This is a genomic window from [Clostridium] symbiosum, assembly GCA_036419695.1.
In the GTDB taxonomy this organism is placed as follows: domain Bacteria; phylum Bacillota; class Clostridia; order Lachnospirales; family Lachnospiraceae; genus Otoolea; species Otoolea symbiosa_A.
On record CP143946.1, the window covers coordinates 4,639,173 to 4,662,561 of the forward strand.

17 protein-coding genes are annotated in these 23,389 nt (G+C 49.5%); 5 read left to right on the top strand and 12 right to left on the bottom strand.

Annotated features, from left to right (window positions below; all coding sequences use genetic code 11):
- Window positions 1-22 precede the first annotated feature (22 nt).
- The 7 genes from V3C10_20725 to V3C10_20755 form a co-directional block, all read right to left on the bottom strand.
- Window positions 23-661, bottom strand: coding sequence for an SIS domain-containing protein (locus V3C10_20725; GenBank protein WVP61702.1), 639 nt, complete (start codon window positions 659-661; stop codon window positions 23-25).
- Window position 662: 1 nt separating this feature from the next.
- A complete protein-coding gene (locus V3C10_20730; GenBank protein WVP61703.1) occupies window positions 663-3,005 on the bottom strand; it encodes a potassium transporter KefB in 2,343 nt (780 codons plus the stop codon).
- A 47-nt stretch (window positions 3,006-3,052) separates the two neighbouring features.
- Window positions 3,053-3,763 carry an HAD family hydrolase gene (locus V3C10_20735; GenBank protein ID WVP61704.1) on the bottom strand — a complete coding sequence of 237 codons (711 nt, stop codon included), beginning with the start codon at window positions 3,761-3,763 and terminating at the stop codon, window positions 3,053-3,055.
- A gap of 51 nt (window positions 3,764-3,814) precedes the next feature.
- Window positions 3,815-4,885, bottom strand: coding sequence for a GHMP kinase (locus tag V3C10_20740; GenBank protein ID WVP61705.1), 1,071 nt, complete (start codon window positions 4,883-4,885; stop codon window positions 3,815-3,817).
- Complete coding sequence (locus V3C10_20745; GenBank protein WVP61706.1) at window positions 4,876-5,586, bottom strand: nucleotidyltransferase family protein; 711 nt, start codon at window positions 5,584-5,586, stop codon at window positions 4,876-4,878. Before V3C10_20745 ends, V3C10_20740 begins: the two co-directional genes overlap by 10 nt.
- Window positions 5,587-5,715: 129 nt before the next feature.
- The gene (locus V3C10_20750) at window positions 5,716-6,792 is read right to left on the bottom strand and encodes a M42 family metallopeptidase (protein WVP61707.1); all 1,077 of its coding nucleotides are present in this window, start codon (window positions 6,790-6,792) and stop codon (window positions 5,716-5,718) included.
- 159 nt (window positions 6,793-6,951) lie between these two features.
- Window positions 6,952-7,800 carry a MurR/RpiR family transcriptional regulator gene (locus V3C10_20755; GenBank protein ID WVP61708.1) on the bottom strand — a complete coding sequence of 283 codons (849 nt, stop codon included), beginning with the start codon at window positions 7,798-7,800 and terminating at the stop codon, window positions 6,952-6,954.
- Window positions 7,801-8,030: 230 nt separating this feature from the next.
- Here V3C10_20755 and V3C10_20760 point away from each other — a divergent pair, with 230 nt between their 5' ends.
- Window positions 8,031-9,350 (top strand): MATE family efflux transporter, encoded by a 1,320-nt coding sequence (locus V3C10_20760; GenBank protein ID WVP61709.1) that lies wholly within the window; start codon window positions 8,031-8,033, stop codon window positions 9,348-9,350.
- Window positions 9,351-9,447: 97 nt separating this feature from the next.
- Here V3C10_20760 and V3C10_20765 read toward each other — a convergent pair whose 3' ends face one another.
- Window positions 9,448-10,434 (bottom strand): Gfo/Idh/MocA family oxidoreductase, encoded by a 987-nt coding sequence (locus tag V3C10_20765; protein WVP61710.1) that lies wholly within the window; start codon window positions 10,432-10,434, stop codon window positions 9,448-9,450.
- A gap of 871 nt (window positions 10,435-11,305) precedes the next feature.
- Complete coding sequence (locus tag V3C10_20770; protein ID WVP61711.1) at window positions 11,306-11,431, bottom strand: hypothetical protein; 126 nt, start codon at window positions 11,429-11,431, stop codon at window positions 11,306-11,308.
- A 131-nt stretch (window positions 11,432-11,562) separates the two neighbouring features.
- Here V3C10_20770 and V3C10_20775 point away from each other — a divergent pair, with 131 nt between their 5' ends.
- Both V3C10_20775 and V3C10_20780 read left to right on the top strand, forming a co-directional pair.
- Window positions 11,563-12,399 (top strand): hypothetical protein, encoded by an 837-nt coding sequence (locus V3C10_20775; GenBank protein WVP61712.1) that lies wholly within the window; start codon window positions 11,563-11,565, stop codon window positions 12,397-12,399.
- 15 nt (window positions 12,400-12,414) lie between these two features.
- The gene (locus V3C10_20780) at window positions 12,415-13,317 is read left to right on the top strand and encodes a MerR family transcriptional regulator (protein ID WVP61713.1); all 903 of its coding nucleotides are present in this window, start codon (window positions 12,415-12,417) and stop codon (window positions 13,315-13,317) included.
- Between the two features lie 325 nt (window positions 13,318-13,642).
- Here the strand turns inward: V3C10_20780 and V3C10_20785 are convergent, their stop codons facing one another.
- The 3 genes from V3C10_20785 to V3C10_20795 all read right to left on the bottom strand — a co-directional run bounded on the left by V3C10_20785 (window position 13,643) and on the right by V3C10_20795 (window position 19,744).
- Window positions 13,643-14,941, bottom strand: coding sequence for a Na+/H+ antiporter NhaC family protein (locus V3C10_20785; GenBank protein ID WVP61714.1), 1,299 nt, complete (start codon window positions 14,939-14,941; stop codon window positions 13,643-13,645).
- A gap of 79 nt (window positions 14,942-15,020) precedes the next feature.
- Window positions 15,021-16,553 (bottom strand): histidine ammonia-lyase, encoded by a 1,533-nt coding sequence (hutH, locus tag V3C10_20790; protein WVP61715.1) that lies wholly within the window; start codon window positions 16,551-16,553, stop codon window positions 15,021-15,023.
- 347 nt (window positions 16,554-16,900) lie between these two features.
- Complete coding sequence (locus tag V3C10_20795) at window positions 16,901-19,744, bottom strand: tetratricopeptide repeat protein (protein ID WVP61716.1); 2,844 nt, start codon at window positions 19,742-19,744, stop codon at window positions 16,901-16,903.
- Window positions 19,745-20,018: 274 nt separating this feature from the next.
- On the opposite strand from V3C10_20795, the gene V3C10_20800 reads away from it, so the two are divergent.
- Both V3C10_20800 and hutI read left to right on the top strand, forming a co-directional pair.
- Complete coding sequence (locus V3C10_20800) at window positions 20,019-22,043, top strand: urocanate hydratase (GenBank protein ID WVP61717.1); 2,025 nt, start codon at window positions 20,019-20,021, stop codon at window positions 22,041-22,043.
- 73 nt (window positions 22,044-22,116) lie between these two features.
- Window positions 22,117-23,370, top strand: coding sequence for an imidazolonepropionase (gene hutI / locus V3C10_20805; protein WVP61718.1), 1,254 nt, complete (start codon window positions 22,117-22,119; stop codon window positions 23,368-23,370).
- The last annotated feature ends 19 nt before the right edge of the window (window positions 23,371-23,389 follow it).

The following is a 23,389-nucleotide window of genomic DNA, read 5'->3' on the forward strand; positions in this document are numbered from 1 at the left end:
TATTGTGTTTGTTATTGTCATCTTACCGGAAGAAATGCTCTTCCAGCATCAGGCACAGCGCATGGTAAACAGGAAGGTGCAGCTCCTGGATTTTAAATGTCTCTGTTTCCGGAACCACCACCGCCGCGTCGCAGATTCCCTTAAGTTTTCCGCCGTCCCTTCCGGTCAGGCCCACCACCTTCATGCCCTTTGCTTTGGCAGCCACGGCGGCATATATGATGTTTTCTGAATTTCCCGATGTGGTGATGCCGAGCAGCACATCACCCGGTTTTCCGTATCCATAAACCTGCTGGGCGTAGATCACCTCACCGTCCACATCGTTTAAAAATGCCGTGGACAGGGCGGTATGTCCCGTCAGAGCGATAGCCGCAAGTCCCTGCTGCAGACTGCCGGCCAGTTTTTCGCCTCTCTCCGGATCGACGGCTTTAAGTCTCTGTGCCATCTCCTCCGGAACGGACCTTTTTTTTACAAAGCCCTTCATCAGTTCTCCCACGATATGTTCCGAGTCCGCACAGCTTCCGCCGTTTCCGGCGATTAAAAGTTTTCCGCCGTTCTCATACGATTCCCTGACTATTTCATAAAGAGCCTTTATATCGCCCTCCACCTGTTTTAACACGGGATAGCGCTCCGTAAGCTCCGTTAGATATCTGTATTCATCCATTTTACCGTGCCTCCTGTTTCACCCTGTCTGAAGTAATGTAATTCTCATCGAAGAGACGTAAATTAGCCTCCGCCTCCTCCTTTGTCAGCTTTTCCCGGCTGACCCGGGCCAGCGCATTACCGTTTTCAAAGAAGAAATCGGTCAGCACACCGTCCGCAATCAAATCCCGGAGCAGGCCGTAGCTCCACTCCCAACTGTCTGTGCCGATATAACCGGCCTCCGCGTACACGTAATCCGTATCCGCATATTCCATATATTCCTCAAACGCCTCCGGGGAATTGACCAGTTCCACGTTTCCCCACGGCGATGTGATATCCTTGTAAGACTGGACATTGCAGGGAAATTCCAGGCAGAAGGGGTGGTTTCCGAAAGCAATAACCCGGTTTGACGGGTCGGAAGAAAGCACCTGCCAGATGGCTGCATTTCCTTTTGCTATCATGTCCTCATGCTGTTTTGCCCTGTGGTTATATCTCCCTTTGTTCAGTACCTGAATCTCGGAAAATCCTGCCGACCAGGCCCAGTTTGTCTGCGACATCACCAGGATATTAAAAGTAAGAAGCGGCACGGTCAGCGCCAGAACCAGTTTTTTAAGGTTCTTTTCCTTCAACCAATTCAGGCTTCTGCAAAACCACAGAATCAGGAAGGTATAAAGAAGCATAAAGTAATTTCCATCCACCTGGTACAGCATGATGAGGCTTACCATATTAACCGCCAGGAACGGCCAGAATATAACGGCCGCCGCCCGATTGATACAGTCTTTCTCCCGCTTCACCGCGCCCGTCAGCCGAAACAGAATCATGCAGGCCGCCGCAAAGAAGAGGAACGACGTCCCCCATGCGATAATCACATGCCCCATATCCTTGCCTTCCGGCGATAAAAGGATTTGCCAGAGCCTGCGGAGCAGTACGTGCAGGTTACTCTCGTCCTGCCAGTTCTGGGGCAGTGAACCGGTGGCAAAGGGATATTTCATTTCAAACCCCATTTTTGCAAAAATGGAGGTAAAAACGGAAGTCACCGGCATTCCCGTTATCATCATGGTCCTGCCCCAGATTCCGATCAGTGCGGCTCCCGGTAAAACGAGCGCCGCCCATTGCCTGACGGGAGCTTTGAAGGACAGTCTCTTTGAGAAAATCAGATAGAGTCCCATCATCCCGAATACGGCCGTGGAGAACACAAGAGAGGTCGGTTTCATCGTGAGCGACAGAAGGTAGGCCCCCGCCGCCAGAAGAAGCAGCGGCACATTCCCTTTGGAGATATCCGTATCACTGGCGATATCCGCACCATTAGAAATATCTGCACCATTAAAAATCTCCGCACTATGCTTTTGCGTGCTCACGACGTACCTAAAAAAATACTCCAATATAATAAGCTGCAGAAGCCACGTGATGATATCGGGCTTTGCAGAGATTCCCATATTCATAATGCCGGGCAGGGACGCGCACAGCGCCGCCGAAAGAACACCATACTCCCGCTTCATAAAAAGCCGGGCAATCCTGTATACAACCGTCAGCCCCATCACCGACAGCCACAGGGTAAAAAACAGCAGATAGCTGTGTGAGGCCAAATCCGCCAGCGGCAGGGTCAGGACCTCCAGCCCTTTGGAATAGACATAGACCATTCCCACCAGGCCCGGATTATCGTAAATTCCGCCGCCCCCGGCCAGAATATACTCCGACCTGACGCCATACCACAGGGTATCGAAATCAAGCGCAATGTTCATCCGGCCGGCCTGTATCAGCACGGCGATGAGGATGAATGTAAAGCACAGCGGATAAAGAAACTTCCCGGCCGTTTCCGGCTGTCCGTTTTCACGTCCACGGCTTTTCCCGCGCAGTTTCCACTTCACGCCGTAGAAAGCGCAAAGAAAGCTTCCACCGCCCAGACAGGCCAGACGCATAACCGGAATCCGGCCGATTCCGGCCGCCGAAAGAAGACAGAAGCAGAGAATCACCGCGCTGCTCCCCAGCAGAAAATCGGCGGGATATCCGCCCCGATCCTCTATTTTAAAAACATATTCCTTTAAAAACCGCCCGGCCAGGATCAGAAATCCCAGATATACCGCCGAGACAGCCATCGGAAGAAACACCACGTGCAGCCAGCAGAAAACCACGGCCAGAACCGCTGCCACTGCCGCCTGCTTTCTTTTGTCCTTTATCAAGAAAAAGACTGCCCCCGAAATGAGGAACAGAATGCCAATCTCCGCCAGCATCTTTGCCGATTCCGGCGTCTTAATATAATTCACAAGAAATCCTTCCCCGGAAAATAAGGTATGGGCGGGGATTAAAATGGAGACTGCGGCTGCAAGTATCATGATTGCTGCTGCGATTCTGTTTCTTAACTGCATGTTCCGCCTCCTCCTGTCTCAGTTCTCTGGTTCTATGGCGCTTATCTTCAGCGCCTGTCTTTACTATCTTTACTATCTTTACTATCTTTAATATCTTTACTGCCTTTGCCGCTCCATCTTCCCTCCGTCACGGCCCGCGCCGCCGCGAGAAGATCTTCTGCGTAATAATCATAGTTTCCGTCTGCACATCCGCTGCCCGGCTCTGTTCCGTCCTCTTTTTGTGACTCTCGGAGCGCCGCGCCGTATCCCGTTCCGACAAGAATACTTCTGATTCCAAAATTATGCCCGGCCTCGGTATCGATCAGTTTGTCTCCTATCATCCAGGAATTCTCCCGGTCGATTCCTCCTGCCAAATCCCGCTCCGCCGCTTCAAACATTCCGGTTCCCGGCTTGCGGCAGCGGCAGTTCTTCTTATATTCCCCGATTCCGTGCTCCGGGTGATGGGGGCAGTAATAAAATGCATCCACATGGGCGCCCGACTGCCCCAGAAGACCGTTCAGGTACCGGTGCAGCGTTTCCACATCCGCTTCCGTATAGTACCCCCTGGCCACTCCAGCCTGGTTCGTCACCACAATCACGGTGAACCCCGCCTCGTTAAACAGCCTTACGGCCTCGGCGGTTCCCGGTATCAGCACCAGATCCTCCGGCCTGTGCAGATAGTTCACTTCCGTATTCATCGTGCCGTCGCGATCCAGAAAAACCACCTTCCTCGGTTTTTCAACCTGCTCCGGTTCCCTCTGCTCTCTCATTGATGCCATCTCTTATCTCCCGCCATCCTTATGTCTCCTGAAACTGGTTCCGTTAACTGGTTAAAATTTGAACTGATATTCCTTATCCGGCATCTGGACCTTCACATCCTGGTACTGCCATCTGTCGTCATTGCAGATCCAGCTCTGAGCGCCCCTGAGTTCAAAATTCCAGTCCATGAGCTGGCCGCCGACCTCTTCCAGTCTGGCCGCCACCTTATGTTTTACATTGTAGGGACAGTATACCAGCAGGAAACCGCCTCCGCCTGCTCCCAGGAGTTTCCCGCCCAGGGCTCCGGCCTTCTTAGCCTCCTCATAAAGCGTATCAATCTGAGGATTGCTGATTTTGCTGCTCATTTTCTTCTTGCTCTCCCAGCCGTAGTCCAGAAGTTTTCCGAAATTGTGCAGATTTCCCTTCAGCAGCTCGTCCTTGATTGCGTAGGAAAGAGCTTTTACCTCGCACATGGCGTCGAAGGCATCCTGTTTTTTGTAGTTGCTGACCTGATCCTTGATAATATTAGCGGAAACGTGGATATTACCCGTATAACATAAGAGCAGGTTATACTGCAGTTCGTTGATGATATCTCTCCTGATTCTCAGGGGATTGACCACCACGTTGTTGCGCCCGTGGAATTCGATAAAGTTAAATCCCCCGAATGTGGCCGCATACTGATCCTGGTAACCACCCGCTATATTTAAGTCGCAGCGCTCCACGCCATAGGCCAGATCCGCCATCGCATAATTGTCAAACTCAATTCCTTTCCACCGCGCCATCGCAGTGAGAAGGGAGACCATGACAGTCGACGAGGTTCCGAGGCCTGATCCCGGAGGCGCATCACACTGAAGATAAACCTCACAGCCCTGTTTGATATCCATTGCCTTTAAGGCAGCCGTAACGAGATCCAGCTTGCCGTCATAAACATAATTTTCTTTTGTGTTATATTTCACCGTCATATCAAAATCCAGGGAATGGACGGTAATGTGATCGTCGTCCCTCGGTATGATGGAACAGTATGCGTATTTATTGATTGTGCTGCCGATGATGGCCCCTCCCTGTTCCAGACAGAACGGTTCCACATCGGTTCCTCCTCCCCCAAAGCTGACGCGCAGGGGAGCTCTTCCTCTTATGACCATTTGATAACCCCTTTCTTTACGTCCTCCTGAAAGCGGAAATAATCCTCCGGCACGCCGATATCGATAAAGTAACCGTCATTGACAAAGCCGCCCAGCCGTCTGCCTTCCTTCATCCATCCGGGGATCATCTCATTTTCCAGTGAAACCTTTCGGGGCGGGATTTCATCGAGCAGTTTCCGCGACATCAGGTAAACGCCTCCGTTAATTGTGCCCGGCCGCGCCTCTTTTTCTTTCTCATTAAACCCGGTCAGCATCACACCGTCCAGGACGGCCGCGCCATAGCGCGATACATCGGGAACCTCCCGGAGCACGAGAGCCATATCCAGTCCGTTTTCTTCCTTTATCTTTACGAGCCTGCCGTAATCGATCTGGTAAAAAGTATCTGCGTTGAGGACAAAAAAGCTGTCTTCGGTAACGTAACGGCCCGCATTCCTGATTGCCCCCGCCGTACCCAGAAGTTCTTCCTCATAGGCATAGGACGCCCTGAGCCCAAAGGCCTCCCCGTCTCCAAAATGGTCTTCCACCATGCTGCCCTTATATCCGACGGCAAAAATAATATCGGTAATCCCAAACCGCGCCAGCCCGCGGACCACGTATTCCATGAAGGGCCTGTCCTCAATCAGAGCCATTGGCTTGGGGCGGTCGCTTACCACGCTGCGAAGCCGCGTCCCCAGCCCTCCGGCCAGAAGTATTGCCTGCATCTTTATCCTCCCGTTTACAAACTGCCGTTATTGTCCGCGGAGCTTCTGTAAAATACCGTACAGAACAGCCGCCGTGTACCGTAACGCCCTGACTTATCCTTGATTTTATAACTGTTCTTATGATTATTCTTATAATTGTTCTTTCATCTGCTCAAAAAATTTCCGGCTGAGTTCTTTATCCAGTACGCCTACATAGGCGGCCAATAGCATCCATGTCTGCTCCAACCCCTTAATGTGGGTGCGTTCCTGTCCGTGGGAAGCCGAAACTCCCGGACCGATGAGCGCTCCGCGTATATCATTGCCGGCAGAAAGGGCGGAGGAAACGTCGGAACCGTAGTGCGGGAAAATATCCACCGCATAATCGATTCCATATTCTTTTGCCAGGCCGATCAGCCTGTTCGTCATATCAAAATCGTAAGGTCCGGAAGAATCCTTGGCGCAGATGGATACGCGGTACTCATCCCCGCTCAGATCATCGCCGAGGGCGCCCATGTCGATGGCAAGGAATTCCTCGATCTCTTCCGGGATATAGCTGCATCCGTGGCCCACCTCCTCATAATTGCTGATGGCAATTTTGAGAGTCTGCTCCGGCTGTTTTCCCGTCTCATGCAGATATTTGAGAAGTCCCAGAATGACTGCGGCGGACGCCTTGTCATCCAGATGCCTGGATTTGATAAAACCGCTTTCCGTATAAACAAACTTCGGATCAAAACTTATGAAATCCCCGGGGCCGATGCCCAGCTCCTCCACATCGGCTTTCTCCCGCACAATCTCGTCGAGGCGGACTTCCATGTTGGCTTCCTTGCGCTCCAGCGTCCTGGCCTCATCAAAGGTGTGTACGGACGGGGCCTTTGTCTGAATCGTTCCGGTGAACGTTTTACCATCCCTTGTCAGAATTCGGCAGTAGCTGCCCTCGATGGACTGCATCATAAACCCGCCCACTGATACGATGGCCAGAGTCCCGTCCGGCCTTATGGAACGCACCATGGCGCCCAGCGTATCCACATGGGCCGACAGCCCCAGAACCGTCTCCGTCTTTCCCGGCACGGTAATCAGCATTCCGCCCTTCCGGTTATAGGCAACCGGAAAACCAAAGCCGCTTACTTCCTTCTCTATCCGCTCCATCACCCTTTTTGTGTACCCCGACGGGCTGGGTATATTAACAATTTCATCCAGTATATTTACAATATAATTCATATCTCTCATTCTTCCCCTCCTGCGGGCATAGCAAACCCAGTTTAACTTTTGTATTTTATCACAGATCACTTTCATTTTCCACCCGATACCGCCACAAAAGACCTGAAATCCACGAAAAGTAAGAAACCCGAAAACAAATATTAAATAAAAAGAAAGAACAGTACCGAATCAGTACTGTCCCGTCTCTCTTAAATACTCTTCCATTTTAATCAGCCGCTCCTCATTCTGTTTCTTGTTCTTCTTGCTGACAAGCCCCAGGAGGACTTCCATCGCCATGACGAGGGTTGTGTAGGAGTTGTAAAATGATATATTTTCCGTTGAATTTAAAATGACGGCCTCCGCTCCGGTGCAGAGAGGCGACGTATACTTATCCGTCAGGGCAACAATGTGGCTGCCCGCCCTTTTAGCCATATTAATTGCAAATACCGTGTCGCTTGAATACCTCTCATAAGACAGGCCGATGACCGTGTCTTTTTCCGTCAGATCCACCAGGGAATCAACCAGGGGCTGGCTGCCGTTCACCACATAAACGCCGGAGCGCACACAGCCCAGCATGACGCCGAATGACGACGCAAAACCCGCACAGGTCCGAAAACCCACGATAAACACACGCTCCGCCTCGGTTATCAGTTTTGCCGCCTTACGGTAGTTTACATAATCGGCCGTTGTCTGGTCATTCTCAATATTTCTCAGTACATTGTCCTTCAGTACCGCAATAATCTCATCCTCGGACAGAAGTTCCATGGACTTTATTTTCTCATATGGAATCTGGGTCTTTTCCTTCTTCCGGTTCTCGGCCAGCTCTTCCTGCAGCGCCCTCTTGAAATGGCTGAAATTTTCAAAGCCCAATTTGGACGATACACGCACGACGGAGGACGGACTGACTCCCAATATCCGGGCAATCTCCGCCGAAGTCATAAAACACGCCGCTTCCCGGTTTCTCAATATATAGTCGAGGACAATTTTGTCCTTCGGCGTCAATTTGGCTTCACCGGGTATATTCTTAATTCTATCCATCTTATGCCCTCCTGTGTCTGTAGCCCATATCCCGGAGCCCGAGGAAAAATTCCGATTGACATCCCCCACTCCAGTAACTATAATTACACTATGAAATGATTCTAATAATTCAGTGTATTCACTAATATGATTTTCAAGATTCATTATAATTAATGATTGCGCTTTTGGCAAGAATTTTCTTCTGATTGCCGGTATTTTCCAAAAATAAATTGAATCCGGGAGGACTTTTTATGGCTCGTGACATGACTCAGGGAGGAATTACCAAACATCTTCTGGCATACGCCGTCCCTTTGATGTTCGCCAATCTTCTGCAGCAGCTTTACCAGACGGTGGACTCCATTATTGTGGGGCAGTATAACGGAAAGGAAGCGCTGGCCGCTATCGGGGCCGCCGGTCCCATCATGAATATTCTGATTTTCCTGATTGTGGGGCTCTCACTCGGCGCCTCCATCCTGATGTCCGAATATTTTGGGGCGCATGACTACGACGCCCTGAAAGCAGAGATGGCAACCTCCCTCGTTTCCGGCTTCCTCCTGACGGTTGTTCTCTCATTACTTTCCTTTGCGGGCAGCGGTCTTTTTATCACCCTGACCAGGACGCCGGCAGAAATTGCACCGATGGCCGCCGACTATCTGAGAGTCATCTCACTGGGACTGATTTTTACGTTTTTTTATAACATATTATCCGCGGGACTTCGCTCGCTGGGCGATGCCAGGGCTCCTCTCTACGTTCTCTGCATTACCACCGTGCTCCATGTTCTCCTGGCGGTTTATATGGTCGGCAGGCTGAATATGGGCGTACAGGGAGCCGCCTATGCGACCGTTATTTCACAGGCTGTTTCCTCACTGATGCTGTTTCTCTACATAAAACTCAAGGTGCCTTATCTGAGGCTGACATTGACGGAGCTGCGCATCAGGATGGACTTTCTGAGAAAGACCATCGATTTCAGCGCCATCTCCGCTCTTCAGCAGACCGTGCTCTACATCGGCCGGCTTCTGGTCCAGTCGGGCATTAATACGCTCGGTGTCGACGCCGTGGCCGCCTTTAACGCCGTCTCCATCATCGACAGCTATATCCTGGCGCCCGGGGACAGTTTGGCAGCCTCCGTCACCACATTTACCGCCCAGAACAAGGGCGCAAAGCAGTACAAAAGAATTCCTACCGGCCTGAAAACCGTTGTAGTGATGGCCGAGATATATATTATAACCATCTCCGCCCTCGTACTCATCGGAAAAAACCAGCTTCTGGGCATCTTCCTGAAGCCGGAGGAGGTCGAAGCCATCCGGATCGGAACGCTTTATATTGTGCCGATGGCCTGCTTTTACTTTATCAGCGGATTCACCAACAGCTTCCAGGGTTATTTCCGCGGTATCGGAAACCTTCGGGTAACGCTGATTGCCACGGTCATCCAGATTCCTATCCGCGTTATCCTGACCTACTCCCTGCTGGGCAGATTCGGGATTCAGGCGGTGGTGATAGGTACGACACTGGGCTGGATCTGCATGACTTTATATGAATTAATTTTCTATCGGAAATACGGCATCCATTAGAAAAGTTGCGGACAGCCGGGCGGTAAAGGCAAAGGGATTCCCCATGTGCTTTACTGCCCGGCTGTTTTACCGGCCATCTATGAAAAAAACTGCAGCCCTATTCTTCCTCCGGATATTTCATTCCCCATTCCCTGCGCAGGTCCGTCATAATCTCCATGACGTCCTCCGTGAAATCCAGATGCATCCTGTCCGCCGCTCCCGAAACAGCCAGCTCCATATCCATGACCTCATACATCAGGGCCTCCTCTGTCTTTCCCTCCCCGACCGTTTCCGTCCGGCCGTCTTCCGTATAAGTGATAACTGCTTTCTCCGCCCTGGGATAATCATAAATCTCAATATACCCCCTGTCGAACGAAACCATACCGCGCTTCGGCTGTTTAGCATGAAGGGAAAGGGAAACGGAAGCCATCTCCTGTGCCCGGTTCATCAGAAGGATTCCAGCCTGCTCATCCACCCCGGTGGGGGCAAATTTGACCTGCGACACAACCTGATCCGGCTTTTCCGACATGAACCATCTCACAAAGGAAAGGGCGTACACTCCAATATCCAAGAGCGCTCCTCCGGCCAGCTCACGGTTGAAAAAGCGGTTTTTCATATCATACTCCTTATAGCTGCCGAAATTCATCTGGATCAAACGGAGGGGTCCCAGAGCCCCCGACTCCGTTATCTCGCGTAATTTCCTGTATACGGGCATGTGGTAAAGCGTCATGGCTTCCGCAAGGATAACGCCGTATTCCCGCGCCGTCCGGACCGCCAGCGACAGCTCCTCTGAATTAAGGGTAATAGACTTTTCACAAAGGACATGTTTCCCGTTTCTCAGCGCCTCCAGAATAAACGTGATATGCGTATTATGCGGCGTCGTTATATAGATAATGTCAATTTCATCATCGGTAAACATCTGATGAAAGTCTTCATAAACTTTCTCAATCCCATACTTTTCAGCATATGCAACTGCCTTTTCCCGCGTCCTGTTCCCCACCGCAGCCGGTTTTCTTCCCTGCTTTCCCATTGCCTCCGCCAGTTCATTGGCAATCACACCACAGCCCAGTACCGCCCAGCGGTAGTTCTTCCGATTTCTATCCATAGTATCCTCCCTCATATTGCTGTCCCTGCAGGCGGCGGACAGCTGTCTTTCCGTCATGATAAAACGCGGGGGGCGGGGTTGTCAAGGCTATGTTTAGTTGAGATGCGAGGACGCCTCTGTAAGACGGCGGACGGGGGAGTGGGAGGGGTGTATGAGTCTTCAGTCCCGGTTTATGGTTGTGGTGAGGGGGAATCCGGAGAAAGACTTTCCTGCGGGGACACGCTCCCGCTTGTGAAGCGCACAGCGGATGCTAAGCTCGTGAGGGACCTCGCTAAGCACCGGCGGGCTTCAAGGTCACCCTTCGGAAAGTTTTTCTCCTCCTTCCCCCGGGCAGGTTATCGACGGGACTGAAGACTCAGGGAAGGTGATTGCCCCGTCGGTAGTCCTCAGGGGCTGATTATCTCTTTCGCCAAGTGCGGGCGCCCTATTGTTGCGGCCACTACACAGTCGTAACGGATTCCAGCCATACCAGGTCCGGGTCTGCGGCCGCTGATTTGTTTTGTTCTTCTTTTTATGGAAAAGGGAAATTGTTGCAGCCTCTGCATCACTTTGTATGACGGAAATCTCCCTCCTGTCCAATATGAATTATATTGTATTTTAGCCTTAGATTATTTAGTCCGATCTCCATCTTTTAGTTCAACTTAATAGTACGACTTAATAGTTCGACTTATTATTCAGTCTGAATATAAAAATATCACAACAATGTAGTGGCCGCGACAATACCTCCCCCTTACTTGACGAAAGAGACAATCAGCCCCTGAAGCCGGCGGACGGGGCAATCACCTTCGCTGAGTCTTCAGTCCCGTCGACAGCCTGCCCGGGGAAGGAAGGAGAAAACTTTCCGAAGGGTGACCTTGGAGCCCGCCGGTGCTTAGACGGCGTTCTTTGACGTCTTAGCATCCGCTGTGCGCTCCACAAGCGGGAGCGAGTCCCCGTAGGAATTTTTTCTCCTGGATTCCCCCTCACCACAACCTATAAACCGGGACTGAAGACTCATACACACCCTCCCACTCCCCCGTCCGCCGTCTTACAGAGGCGTCCTCGCATCTCAACTAAATCCCAATTCCTCTTGTAAATTCCCCCTCCAGGATGTATGTTATTCATATGAACAATAAGGAGGGTTACAGAATGGAATTTACATTAAAAATTACAATGGCCGATCCGGCCGGGAACCGGACAGCGTTTGCTGAGGGGGATGTTCCACCCGAATTATATGCAGCGGTGGGAGCTGCTATTTTGAAGGAAGAGGATTTAAATGCCGAACAGGCAGGTTTTATCCTTCCTCCGCTCAGAGGCGCTGCCGGGCGTATGGAGATGATGGGCGGGGAATTCTGCGGCAATGCATCCAGGAGCTTTGGCCTGCTGCTGGGAAGACGTAGCGGTATGAAGGCCGGAGAGCGTATTCCTGTTGAGGTTTCGGGAAGCCGGGATATTCTGGAGGTTCTTTTAGAAGATGACGGTTCCTGGGTATCCATGCCGCTTCCGCAGGCCATCACGGAGCTGACGCTTCCGGAAGAAGCCGGCAGGGACAGCGGTATTGCTTCCACTGACAGAAGCGGCCTTCTGCGTTTTCCAGCGGTCGTCCTAGAGGGAATTACCCACGTGATCCTTGAAAATGTCAAGCCATCCGAGTCACTGGCCCACGCCGTCCTCGATAAAATGGCAAAGGAGACCGAAGTGGATGCCGCCGGAGCCATCTTTATAAACGGCGGTGAGATGACGCCGGTCGTATGGGTGAGGGCAACCGACAGCTTTATCTGGGAAAGCAGCTGTGGCAGCGGGACCCTGGCTTCCACGATATGGCTTGGACGCGAAGTGAAGGACGGGGATTTCCGTCTGGAATTAAAACAGCCCGGCGGAATTTTAAAAGCCGAGTTTACGGCAAAGGAAGGCAGGATTACCGACGCCCGAATCGGCGGCCCCGTATTTTTCGAGGAACCCGTCGTCAGGACGATTACAATTTAAATTAACGGATCAATTATGAAAAGTACATACACGATTTCAGAAATAGCGGATTTCTTCAATATCTCAACGCAGACACTGCGTTATTATGACAAGATTGGCCTTATGAAACCCGTGAAGACGGACGAGTCTTCGGGGTACCGTCTTTATAGCGGGGAGCAGTTTGACAAGCTCTATCTGATACGCGAACTGAAGCAGCTCGGTCTCTCCCTGGAACAGATTAAGACTTATTGTGAAACCAGGGATATACGCGGATTGGGCCGGATTCTCGATGAGACAAGCTCCTCACTGGAACGTCAGCTAAATGAACTTCAATCTCTGAAAAAACATGTGGACGATTATCTGAGGAGCATCCGTCTTCTGGAGAACGCCCACGGGCGCAGTATCTGTGAATTCCGGCCGATCCGTGAGCGCTACGCTTATACCGTGGATATTAATTTTCAGGCAGAGCATCTCCTGCACTACATAGATATTCTCGAGGAATCCTATGCCCGCTCTTCGCTTCAGCATGTCGAGCCTGGACATATCCTTCTGGGCATTCACAGGAAAGAACTGGGAAAGAATAACCTGGATGGATATAATTTTATCGGCAATATGCTGAAACAGCCCGTCAGCGATAAAAACGTGAGAACATTCCCGGAGGGACTGTATGCGGTAGCCTGCCACCTTGGCAGCTACGACACGATATTTGAGACTTACCGGAAACTTCTGCGCTATATCCGTCACCACCACTATACCATATCGGGCGATTCCCTGGAGATTTCCATCACCGATATGGCGTTCACCGATAACCCGGAAGAATTTGTTACCGAAATTCAGATTCCGGTGGAAGAATCGGGGTCGCGGCCTGCGTCGGAAACAGAACCAGGAACAGGGCCGGAGGCAGAACCTGCGCCATCGCCTAAACCGGAACATTCATAATATAGAAAGTAAAGACATAACCGTCAATTTAAAAAGCCGTTTCTTTCGGATTGCCCATAAGACCTTATTGCGAGTCCGGGGTTCCGAAAAAGGCGGCTTTTGTTGTCATCTGCTCCGGCATGATGCTTTGGCCTTATAGCGGTTCTGTCCTGTTTTTCTCAGCCTTTATCCCGGGGGCCTCCGCCTGTATCGCTCATCTCCCCTAAAAAAGGGCAGGGAAAGGCGGCAGAGTGGGATGTATCTTGCCTATACATCTCTCTGCCGCCTTCAACGTGTTGTTTAAAGGGTTATTTCAAGTAGTAACAATATTCAGTTATTAGTTGTCTTACAGTACCTGTGCCGCCAGAATAGCAGCGATCATTAACGGGATGTTGAAGTGTAAGAATGTAGGTACACAAGTATCCCAGATGTGATCATGCTGTCCATCAGCGTTCAGACCACATGTAGGCCCAAGCGTTGTATCGGAAGCCGGTGAACCAGCGTCACCGAGCGCTGCTGCTGCAGACATCAGGACGATAGTAGCTGCCGGAGAAAATCCGATCTTAGAGCATAACGGAACGTATAATACTGCAAGAACAGGAACTGTACCGAAAGAGGTACCAATGCCCATTGTTACAAGAAGACCAATCAGCGTGATAATGGTAGCCGCAATAATTTTGCTTCCACCCATCAGTTTAATTGAACTGTCTACCAGTTCATTAACAGCGCCGGTATCTTTCAGAACCTGTGCGAATCCGCCTGCTACAAGCATAACGAATGCGATAAAGCCCATTAATTTGATACCTTCGTTGAACTGTTCGTCAATATCTTTTCTCTTAACAGCGCCTGTCAGGAACATAACGAGAAGTCCGCCCAGTGCTGCAAATGGAAGAGAACCAAATTTAATCTGAAGAATTACTACAACAACGATGGCTGCGATCGTGCACCAGTGCTGTGTAGTTAATTTCAGGCTTGATAATTCATGTGTTTCAACAATTGCAATGTCTTTATACTCACGCGGTTTTCTGTAGGTTACAAACAGCGCAATCAAAAGACCAATCAACATGGCCACTGCCAGAATCCAGTTAACAGACGCTACCTCGTTCAGGGTAACTTCCATACCATTCAGTGTCATATTGTCTTTGATGATACCCATAAAGATAAGACCAAATCCCATCGGAATTGCGATATAAGGAGCTTTGTGGCCGAATGCGATGGCACAAGCCACGCCGCGTCGGTCAATCTTCAGTCTGTTCATGATTACCAGTAACGGCGGAATAAGAATCGGAATATAAGCAATATGTACAGGAACGATATTCTGTGATGCACAGGCAATCAGCGTGAGGATAAGAATCAGAATATACTTGTTCTCACCTACCACAGCGGCAACCTTCTTGGAAAGAATCGTTGTAATTCCTGTGTAAGCCATACAGGCGGCAAATGTTCCCAGAAGAACATATGCAAGCGCTGTCTCGCCATTTCCGCCAAGTCCTCCAAGCATGGAAGACAGTGTTCCAGCCACTCCCAGTCCACCGGCGATACCGCCGATGAACAGGGAAATAAGCATGGATAATAATACGTTTACTTTAAATAAGCAAAGAATACATAATGATAAAACTGCCAATACTACAGGGTTTGTTAACATAAAAGCCCTCCTTCTTCATACATACTTTGCTACTTTTCCACTCCCCAGAAAAAAAGTAAACAACACATACCCCCTTTAATTAAATCTCAATAGAACCGCCGATTGCTTCTTCTACGGCCTTAATTAAGGAGCCGTCAGCGATAATATTTTCACAGTAATTGATATCGTCGTATAACGGACGATCTTCCTCAAGACGTGCAACTTCCTTACGGACTAAATCGTAAGCGGCCTGTGTACCCTTGCCAAGACCCTTGTTGCCTCTCATATCGATACCCTGGCATGCCACCATAAGGTCCATAGCCAGAACACGTCTTACGTTGCGGCCGATTTCTCCAGCCTGTCTTGCAGCGATTGTACCCATACTTACGTGGTCTTCCTGACCTGCGGAGGATGGAATGCTGTCTACGCTGGCCGGATGTGCCAGAACTTTATTCTCAGAAACTAAAGCAGCTGCGGAGTACTGAACAATCATGAAACCGGAGTTAACGCCGCCGTTTGGTGTAAGGAATGCCGGAAGTCCGCTGTAAGCCGGGTTAACAAGACGCTCGATACGTCTCTCTGCAACGTTGGCTAACTCAGATTCTGCAATCTTTAAGAAGTCAAAGCTCAGTGCCATTGGCTGTCCGTGGAAGTTACCGCCGGAGATTCCTGCTCTGTCGTCTTTGAAGATGATTGGGTTATCTGTTACGGAATTAATCTCAATATTTACATGTTCTTTAACATAGTTAACAGCATCTTTGCTTGCGCCGTGAATCTGTGGGCAGCAACGTAAGGAATAAGCATCCTGTACGCGGATTTCACCCTGGCGTGTTGTGTTCTTGCTGCCTTCCAGGAGTCTTAACAGGTTTCTTGCTGTTGCAAGCTGTCCGGAATGTGGACGTACATCATGTACTCTGTGGTCAAGTGCATCTACAACGCCGTTCTGTGCCTCAAAGCCCAGAGCTGCCGTGATATCTGCTACTTTCAGAAGGTTCAGTGCATCGTAAAGAGCAAGGGAACCTGCGGATGTCATGGCCTGTGTACCGTTGTTCAGTGCAAGACCTTCCTTTGCAGACAATTCGATGGTCGGGATACCTGCTTTTGCCATAGCTTCAGCACCTGGAAGAACTTCTCCCTCGTACTCTGCAAGGCCAAGTCCGATCATCGGAAGTACCATATGGGATAATGGAGCAAGGTCACCGGAAGCTCCTAATGAACCTTTCTCCGGAATGATTGGTGTAACGCCCTTGTTCAGCATGTCAACCATGGTCTGAAGTGTCTCAAGACGGATTCCGGAGAAACCTTTTGCCAGGTTGTTGATACGAAGAAGCATAATTCCTCTTGCGATATCTTTTGTGAAAGGATTGCCTGCGCCAACCGCATGTGTGATGATCAGGTTTTTCTGTAAGTCTTTACACTGATCCTGGGAAATAACAACATCGCTGAATTTTCCGAATCCTGTTGTGATTCCGTAAACAACCTTCTCTTCTGCTATTAAATCATCTACAATCTGTCTGGATTCCAGAACGCTCTTTTTGGTCTCCTCCGACAGTTCAAGTGGTGCGCACTCACGGCAAACTGCTACGATCTGTTCTACTGTTAAATCCTGTCCTGTAATTACTACTTTGTTCATCTTATCTTCTCCTTTACTGCTGTTTTTTCATACTGTTACTCGCCCTTGGCGCTCTCATTTCGCCAGGGCAATTGATGGAACTATTATATTACATGGAGCGTCAAAAAAGCGTCAAAACTTGTAATATTACTGACAAAATTTATTTTTTTTATATGTTTTCTTACTTCTCTGCTTTACTTTGGTAGCATGACAGACTTCTTAGCTTTACCATGGTAATGCACCGGTTTTTTCACTTTAATGTGTTAGCAAAATAAGGTATTTTTAATGGAAACCGCGCCGGATGGGGCTAAAAAGGCCGCGGAAAGCTCTTTTTTAATGAACTTCCCGCGGCCATACCGTCGAATTTTCTATTCCAGTTCCTTCCTGACCGTCTCAAGAAGCAGTTCTGTCGTCGGATTTCCTATCTTGGCAGACAATTCCACGCCCTTTTTGTAATGCTCTGCCGCCTCTTTGCGGCATCCTGTCTTCAGGCAGGTCATGGCAAGGTAAGCCTCCGCCCTTTCAAGGCCCCATCTGTATCCGTTCTTTTCCAGGCACTCCCTGGCGCGCTCGAGATAATTGAAAGCCTCCTCGTATCTGCCCTGGCTGTACATGACCTGGCCGATATTGCAGTAAACCTGGCCCAGACCGTTCGTCTCCACAGGCCCTTTTCCCACCGTAATTCCCTTTGTGTAGAATTCCAGCGCCTCGTCAAACCGATCCTGAATCCGGTAGATATCGCCGATATAATTATAGCAGGCTGCGATACTGGCCGTATACTTTCCTTCTCCGTCTTCCAGCTCCCGGAATACCATCAGCGCCTTCTGGAGGACTTCCTCCGCCATCCTGTACTCCTGCCTCTGCACATGGTACCAGCCCTTAAGGCGCAGGAAGGTGGCGTATTCGTCTTTCTCTTCCTTTTTAATACATCCCAGTCCCAGGTTCACATATTTATCCACCTTCTCCAAATCTTCCCTCTGGATTCCGTGGAATATCTGCTGTTTATAGCAAGCCAGCAGGTTCTTGTTGGCGTTCAGCTTCTGGGCGAGGAAAATGCTCTTTTCAATATTGGCGATTCCGCTGTCATATTCCCCCATGGCGATGTCGTATCTGCCCTTGATGTAATGCATCTCCATCTTCATACGGCGTATCTCCCTGGAATCGTCTTTCAGGTTGATGACGTCCTCCGCCAGCTCAAGCATCTTCTCCGCCTCGGCCATAACGCCGAAGTCGTCCCCGAAGTCGGAGGCCTCTGTATGAAGCACAGGGAAATTCTCATTGATGACCGTATAAAATTCTTTCAGATAGCGTATCTGGTACTGATAGGCCTTAACCTGGTCGTGACACTTGTCATAATGATAAACCACCAGCGGCAGCACCATGAAATCCAGCTCCGCCTGGGCCTCATAATATTCCGCCAGCATCTTATGGTACAGCTGGCGCTTTCCATTGCTCTGTTTTTCGTAAATGTATTCCTGAAAGATGCGGTGGACAAATTTGTAATAAACATTCCATCCAACCAATACCTCTTTAATAAGGAAACCTTCCTGTAACCGTTCGAGGATTTTGAGAAGCGTCAGACGGTCCATCCCCTTCATCAGAAGCTCGATTTCCTCAATGCTTATCTTCTCCGGAAAGACCGACATGCAGTCCAGCACTTCCTTCTCATCCTGGGATATGCCCGAAAGTCTCGCCTTGATGACAAAGTTTGTTTTCGGTGACTTTTCAAGCGTATATCCTTTCTCCCTGATGATGTTAATCATCTCCGTCAGGAAGAAGGCGTTGCCGTCCGTCAGTTCATAAAGTTTCTGACGCTTATCCGGCTCCGAGTCGAGTTCCGGAAGCGTCTTATGGAGAATCTCATCGGTCTCATCCCTTGTAAACGGCTGAAGCGACAAAAGCTTGACAAAATCCCTGCGCACCAGGGGTTCCAGAGATTCCATCACCTCCACCTCGCTGCTCCTGTTGTAGGTGCAGATCGTAAGCAGGGCAGCCGGTTCCAGCATAAACTGCAGCCGGCACATCAGCTGAAAACTCATCTGATCCATCCACTGGATATCGTCAAAGGCCAGAACCAGGCGGTACTTCTTTGAAATCTCCGTAAAGAGGCTGATGACCGTCTTCTCAATCATCTGGTAGGTCATCCTTCCGCTTTCCCGGTCATCACCCACGCCTCTGTTCAGGATCTGGGCCAGCTTCTCCTCCTGTCCGGGTGACAGCACGTCCTTAATCATCCCATTCTCAATGCACTGCTGAATCTCCTGGAAAATATCATTCCACGGGTTTAAAAAGAAATCGGCTCCCTGTCTGTAACACACCGCATAGAGAGTAATCATCTGTTTGCCTGCGGCAAGCTTCAGGCCGCATTCCAAAAATGACGTTTTTCCGACGCCCTCCTCACCTTCAATGGCCAGACATCCCACCTTCTCCCCTGCCGTACGCTCCAGGAACCCGCTGATTTCATAAAGTTCCCTTCTGCGTCCGATAAAAGGAAGATCGACGGAGACGCCCTCCGTCTTCACATGTTCCTTGACGTTGAAGACCTGATGGAACAAATCCTTGACCTTTTGGGACGGTTCCATATCAAGCTCGTCCTGGAACAGCTTCAGGAGATCGTAGTACAGGCGGATGGCCATCGTGTAATTCCCGTTCTCCGCATATACGTTCATGATCTCATAATATAATTCCTCATTGTAAGGATCATTTTTAATAAGGATATTACTGTATTTCTGAATCAGGGAAACGTCCTTTTTCTCGCGGGCCTCGTCCAGGTATTCCCTGGCGCTTTTTGAGATGTCCTGGCGCTGTTCTTCTCTGACGCCTCCCACCCATTCCTCAAATTCATAACAGTTCTTAATATAAAAATGGTCCAGAAATACACCGGCCTGTCCGGCATCTGAACCCACATGATAGTCCAAATCAATTTTCACCGGATAATCGGGATTCAGTGCAATCCCCGTATGACCCGTCGTAATTAAAAAATCTTTGTCCAGAAAACGTCTAACCTGATAAACCGCATCCCGCAGCTTCTTCTTACCGGTTGTCTCGTCTTCGTCCCCCCACAAAAGACAGATGACCTCCTCCCTGGTAACCGTTTTCTTTACACAGAGATAATATAAAAATCCCTCTACTTTTTTATAAGGGAAATTAACCTTCTCCCCATCTGCAAAAATCGTCGGATTTCCACACAGGTTAATTTCAACTTTCTTCATGGCGCCTCCCCTGACATTTATACTTTACTGCAAAACTCTCGCTGTCCGTCAAAAAGACCCTGCCGCAAAACACGGGTTTCTTCTATAAGATCTATTATATTTCAGTATACAAAACCTGACGGGTACTGTCAACTCTGACGTCCAAAGAAGGTTGACAGGATTATTTTTAAAAAGAATAAAATTATCAATTAATATTGACGTTTTTTGGACTCCGCATTGTTATAATAAGCTCAGAAAGTTAAAAAAAACACATAACAGAAAGGACGAGATAGCAATGAACAATAGTGAAATCGGAAAAGCTATGACAATCAAACTTGACCCGGTACTCCCGGAGTATCCCGTTTTTAAAGAAGGCATCCGCCGCGCTCCAATGAGAGAGCTTACTTTATCAGATCACGAGAAAAAACTGGCTGTAAAGAATGCCCTCCGTTACATCCCTGAAGAGCTTCACGAGCAGTTAGCTCCAGAATTCATGGAGGAGCTTCTCACACATGGACGTATTTACGGATACCGTTTCATGCCGAAGGGAGAAATCCACGGAAAACCAATCGATGAATACAAAGGCAACTGTATTCAGGGTAAAGCATTCCAGGTTATGATTGACAATAACTTAAGCCACGAAATTGCTCTTTATCCATATGAACTTGTTACTTACGGCGAGACAGGCCAGGTTTGCCAGAACTGGATGCAGTACCAGTTGCTGAAAAAATACCTTGAGGTTCTGACAGACGAGCAGACACTTGTTGTTATGTCCGGTCATCCTCTTGGACTGTTCCATTCCCACAAACAGGCTCCACGTGTTATCATCACAAACGGCTTGATGGTAGGTGAAGGCGACAACCCTGAGAAATGGGCAAAAGCAACCGCTATGGGATGCTCTTCCTATGGACAGATGACAGCCGGCGGCTGGATGTATATCGGACCGCAGGGTATCGTTCACGGAACATTCAACACAATCTTAAACGCAGGACGTAAATTCCTTGGCGTTCCGGCAGACGGAGATCTTGCAGGCCACTTATTCGTAACAAGCGGACTTGGCGGCATGAGCGGCGCTCAGCCAAAAGCTATCGAGATCGCAGGCGGCGTTGGTATCGTTGCCGAGGTTGACTATTCCAGAATTGAGACAAGACACAGCCAGGGCTGGGTAAGCAAAATTGCCGAGACACCGGAAGAGGCATTCAAACTGGCTCATGAATACATGGAGAAAAAAGAAGCTATGTCCATCGCCTTCCACGGCAATATCGTAGACCTTCTTGAATATGCGGTTAACGAGAATATTCATATTGAACTTCTCTCCGACCAGACATCCTGCCACGTTCCTTACGACGGAGGCTACTGCCCACAGGGCCTTACCTTTGAGCAGAGAACTGAAATGCTTGACCACGACAAAGAGAAATTCTGCAAGATGGTAGATGCGACTCTGACAAAGCATTTCCATTTAATCCAGACTCTGGTTTCCAGAGGCGCTTACTTCTTCGATTACGGCAACGCATTCATGAAGGCCGTATACGATGCAGGCAATAAAGATATCTCCAAGAACGGTGTAGATACAAGCGAAGGCTTCATCTTCCCATCCTACGTAGAGGATATCTTAGGACCGGAGTTATTTGACTATGGTTACGGCCCGTTCAGATGGTGCTGCTTATCCGGCAAACACGAGGATCTGGTTAAAACAGACCACGCTGCTATGGATATCATTGATCCGAACAGAAGATTCCAGGATCGCGACAACTGGGTATGGATCCGCGACGCTGAGAAGAATAAACTTGTTGTTGGTACACAGTGCCGTATCCTTTACCAGGATGCACTCGGAAGACGCGACATCGCTCTCAGATTCAACGAGATGGTTAGAAACGGAGAAATCGGACCGGTTATGCTTGGACGTGACCACCATGATACAGGCGGTACAGACTCTCCATACCGTGAGACAAGTAACATCTATGACGGTTCCAACTTTACCGCTGATATGGCTACTCACTGCTTCGCAGGTAACGCAGCAAGGGGTATGAGCTTAATCGCTCTCCACAACGGCGGCGGTACAGGTATCGGTAAAGCAATCAACGGCGGTTTCGGCCTTGTTCTGGACGGTTCCGAACTGACAGACCAGATTATCCGCGAGTCGATTCCGTGGGATACCATGGTTGGTGTTTCCAGAAGAAACTGGGCAAGAAACGAGCACTCTATCGAGACTGTAGCTGAGTACAACAAACAGTTTGCCGACACAGATACAATCACAATGCCTTACATTGCCGATGACGCTCTGATTGAGAGAGTTTTCAAAGAGGCAACATCCAAATAATGTTACTATTATCTTACAGAGGCTGTTGTTTTCATGGCAACAGCCTCTGTAAAGTATATAAGAGAGGTAAAATATGACGAAAAGATATATCCGACACGCTTCCGAGCTCGTAACCTGCAAGGGCCAGGCTCCTAAACGCGGCAAAGAGATGTCCGACATCGGCCTCATCGAGGACGGCGGCGTCCTGATCCACGATGATAAAATCTTCGCGGTTGGCACAACAGAAGAACTGGATAAAATGATTAATCCGGATGAATACGAAATAATCGATGCAACGGGAAAAACCGTACTTCCCGGCTTCGTTGACTCACATACCCACTTTGTGTTCGGCGGTTACCGCGCCGATGAATTTACCTGGCGTTTGAAGGGCGACAGCTACATGTCCATCATGGAGCGCGGCGGCGGCATCAATGCCACCATCAACCCTACCAAGAGCGCAACACAGGAAGAACTCGTTGAGGTTGGCCGCGAGCGCCTGAACCGCATGCTGGAATTCGGCGTTACCACCGTAGAAGGCAAAAGCGGCTACGGAATGGACTGCGAAACAGAGTTAAAACAGCTCCGCGCCATGAAAGAACTGGACAAAATCCATCCGGTTGACATTGTCACCACCTTCCTTGGGCCGCACAGCGTGCTTCCCGAGTACAAGGGCAAAGAGCGTGAATTCATCGACATGATGATCAAAGAAGTAATGCCGAAGGTAAAAGCAGAAAATCTGGCCGAGTTTGCCGATATCTTCTGTGAGAAGGGCGTTTTCAATATTGAAGATTCCGAGTACTACCTGAATACGGCAAAAGAGATGGGCTTTAAGCTGAAAATCCATGCCGATGAGATGTTCTCCCTCGGCGGAGCCGAACTGGCATCCAGAACCGGCTGTTTCTCGGCAGACCACCTTTTAAAAGCATCCGACGAAGGAATCAAACAGATGGCTGCATCCGGCGTCATCAGCACACTTCTTCCCGCTACGGCATTCTGTCTCAAGGAAGAGTACGCTCCTGCCAGAAAGATGATTGACAGCGGCTGTGCGGTAGCCATCGCTTCCGATTTAAACCCGGGAAGCTGCTTTACCAACAATATTCCTCTGCTTGTCGCTTTAGGCTGCATTTACATGAATATGTCCATTGAGGAAGTAATCACCGCTCTGACCATCAACGGCGCCGCCGCTGTCGACAGGGCCGATCAGATTGGAAGTATCGAGGAGGGTAAAAAGGCGGATATCATCTTCCTGAAATATCCTTCCATCAACTATATGCCATATCACACCACCATCAACCTGGTGGAAACTGTCATCAAGAATGGCGAAACCGTATACCACAAAGAGTGGTAAATAAATTATTGCCAACTGT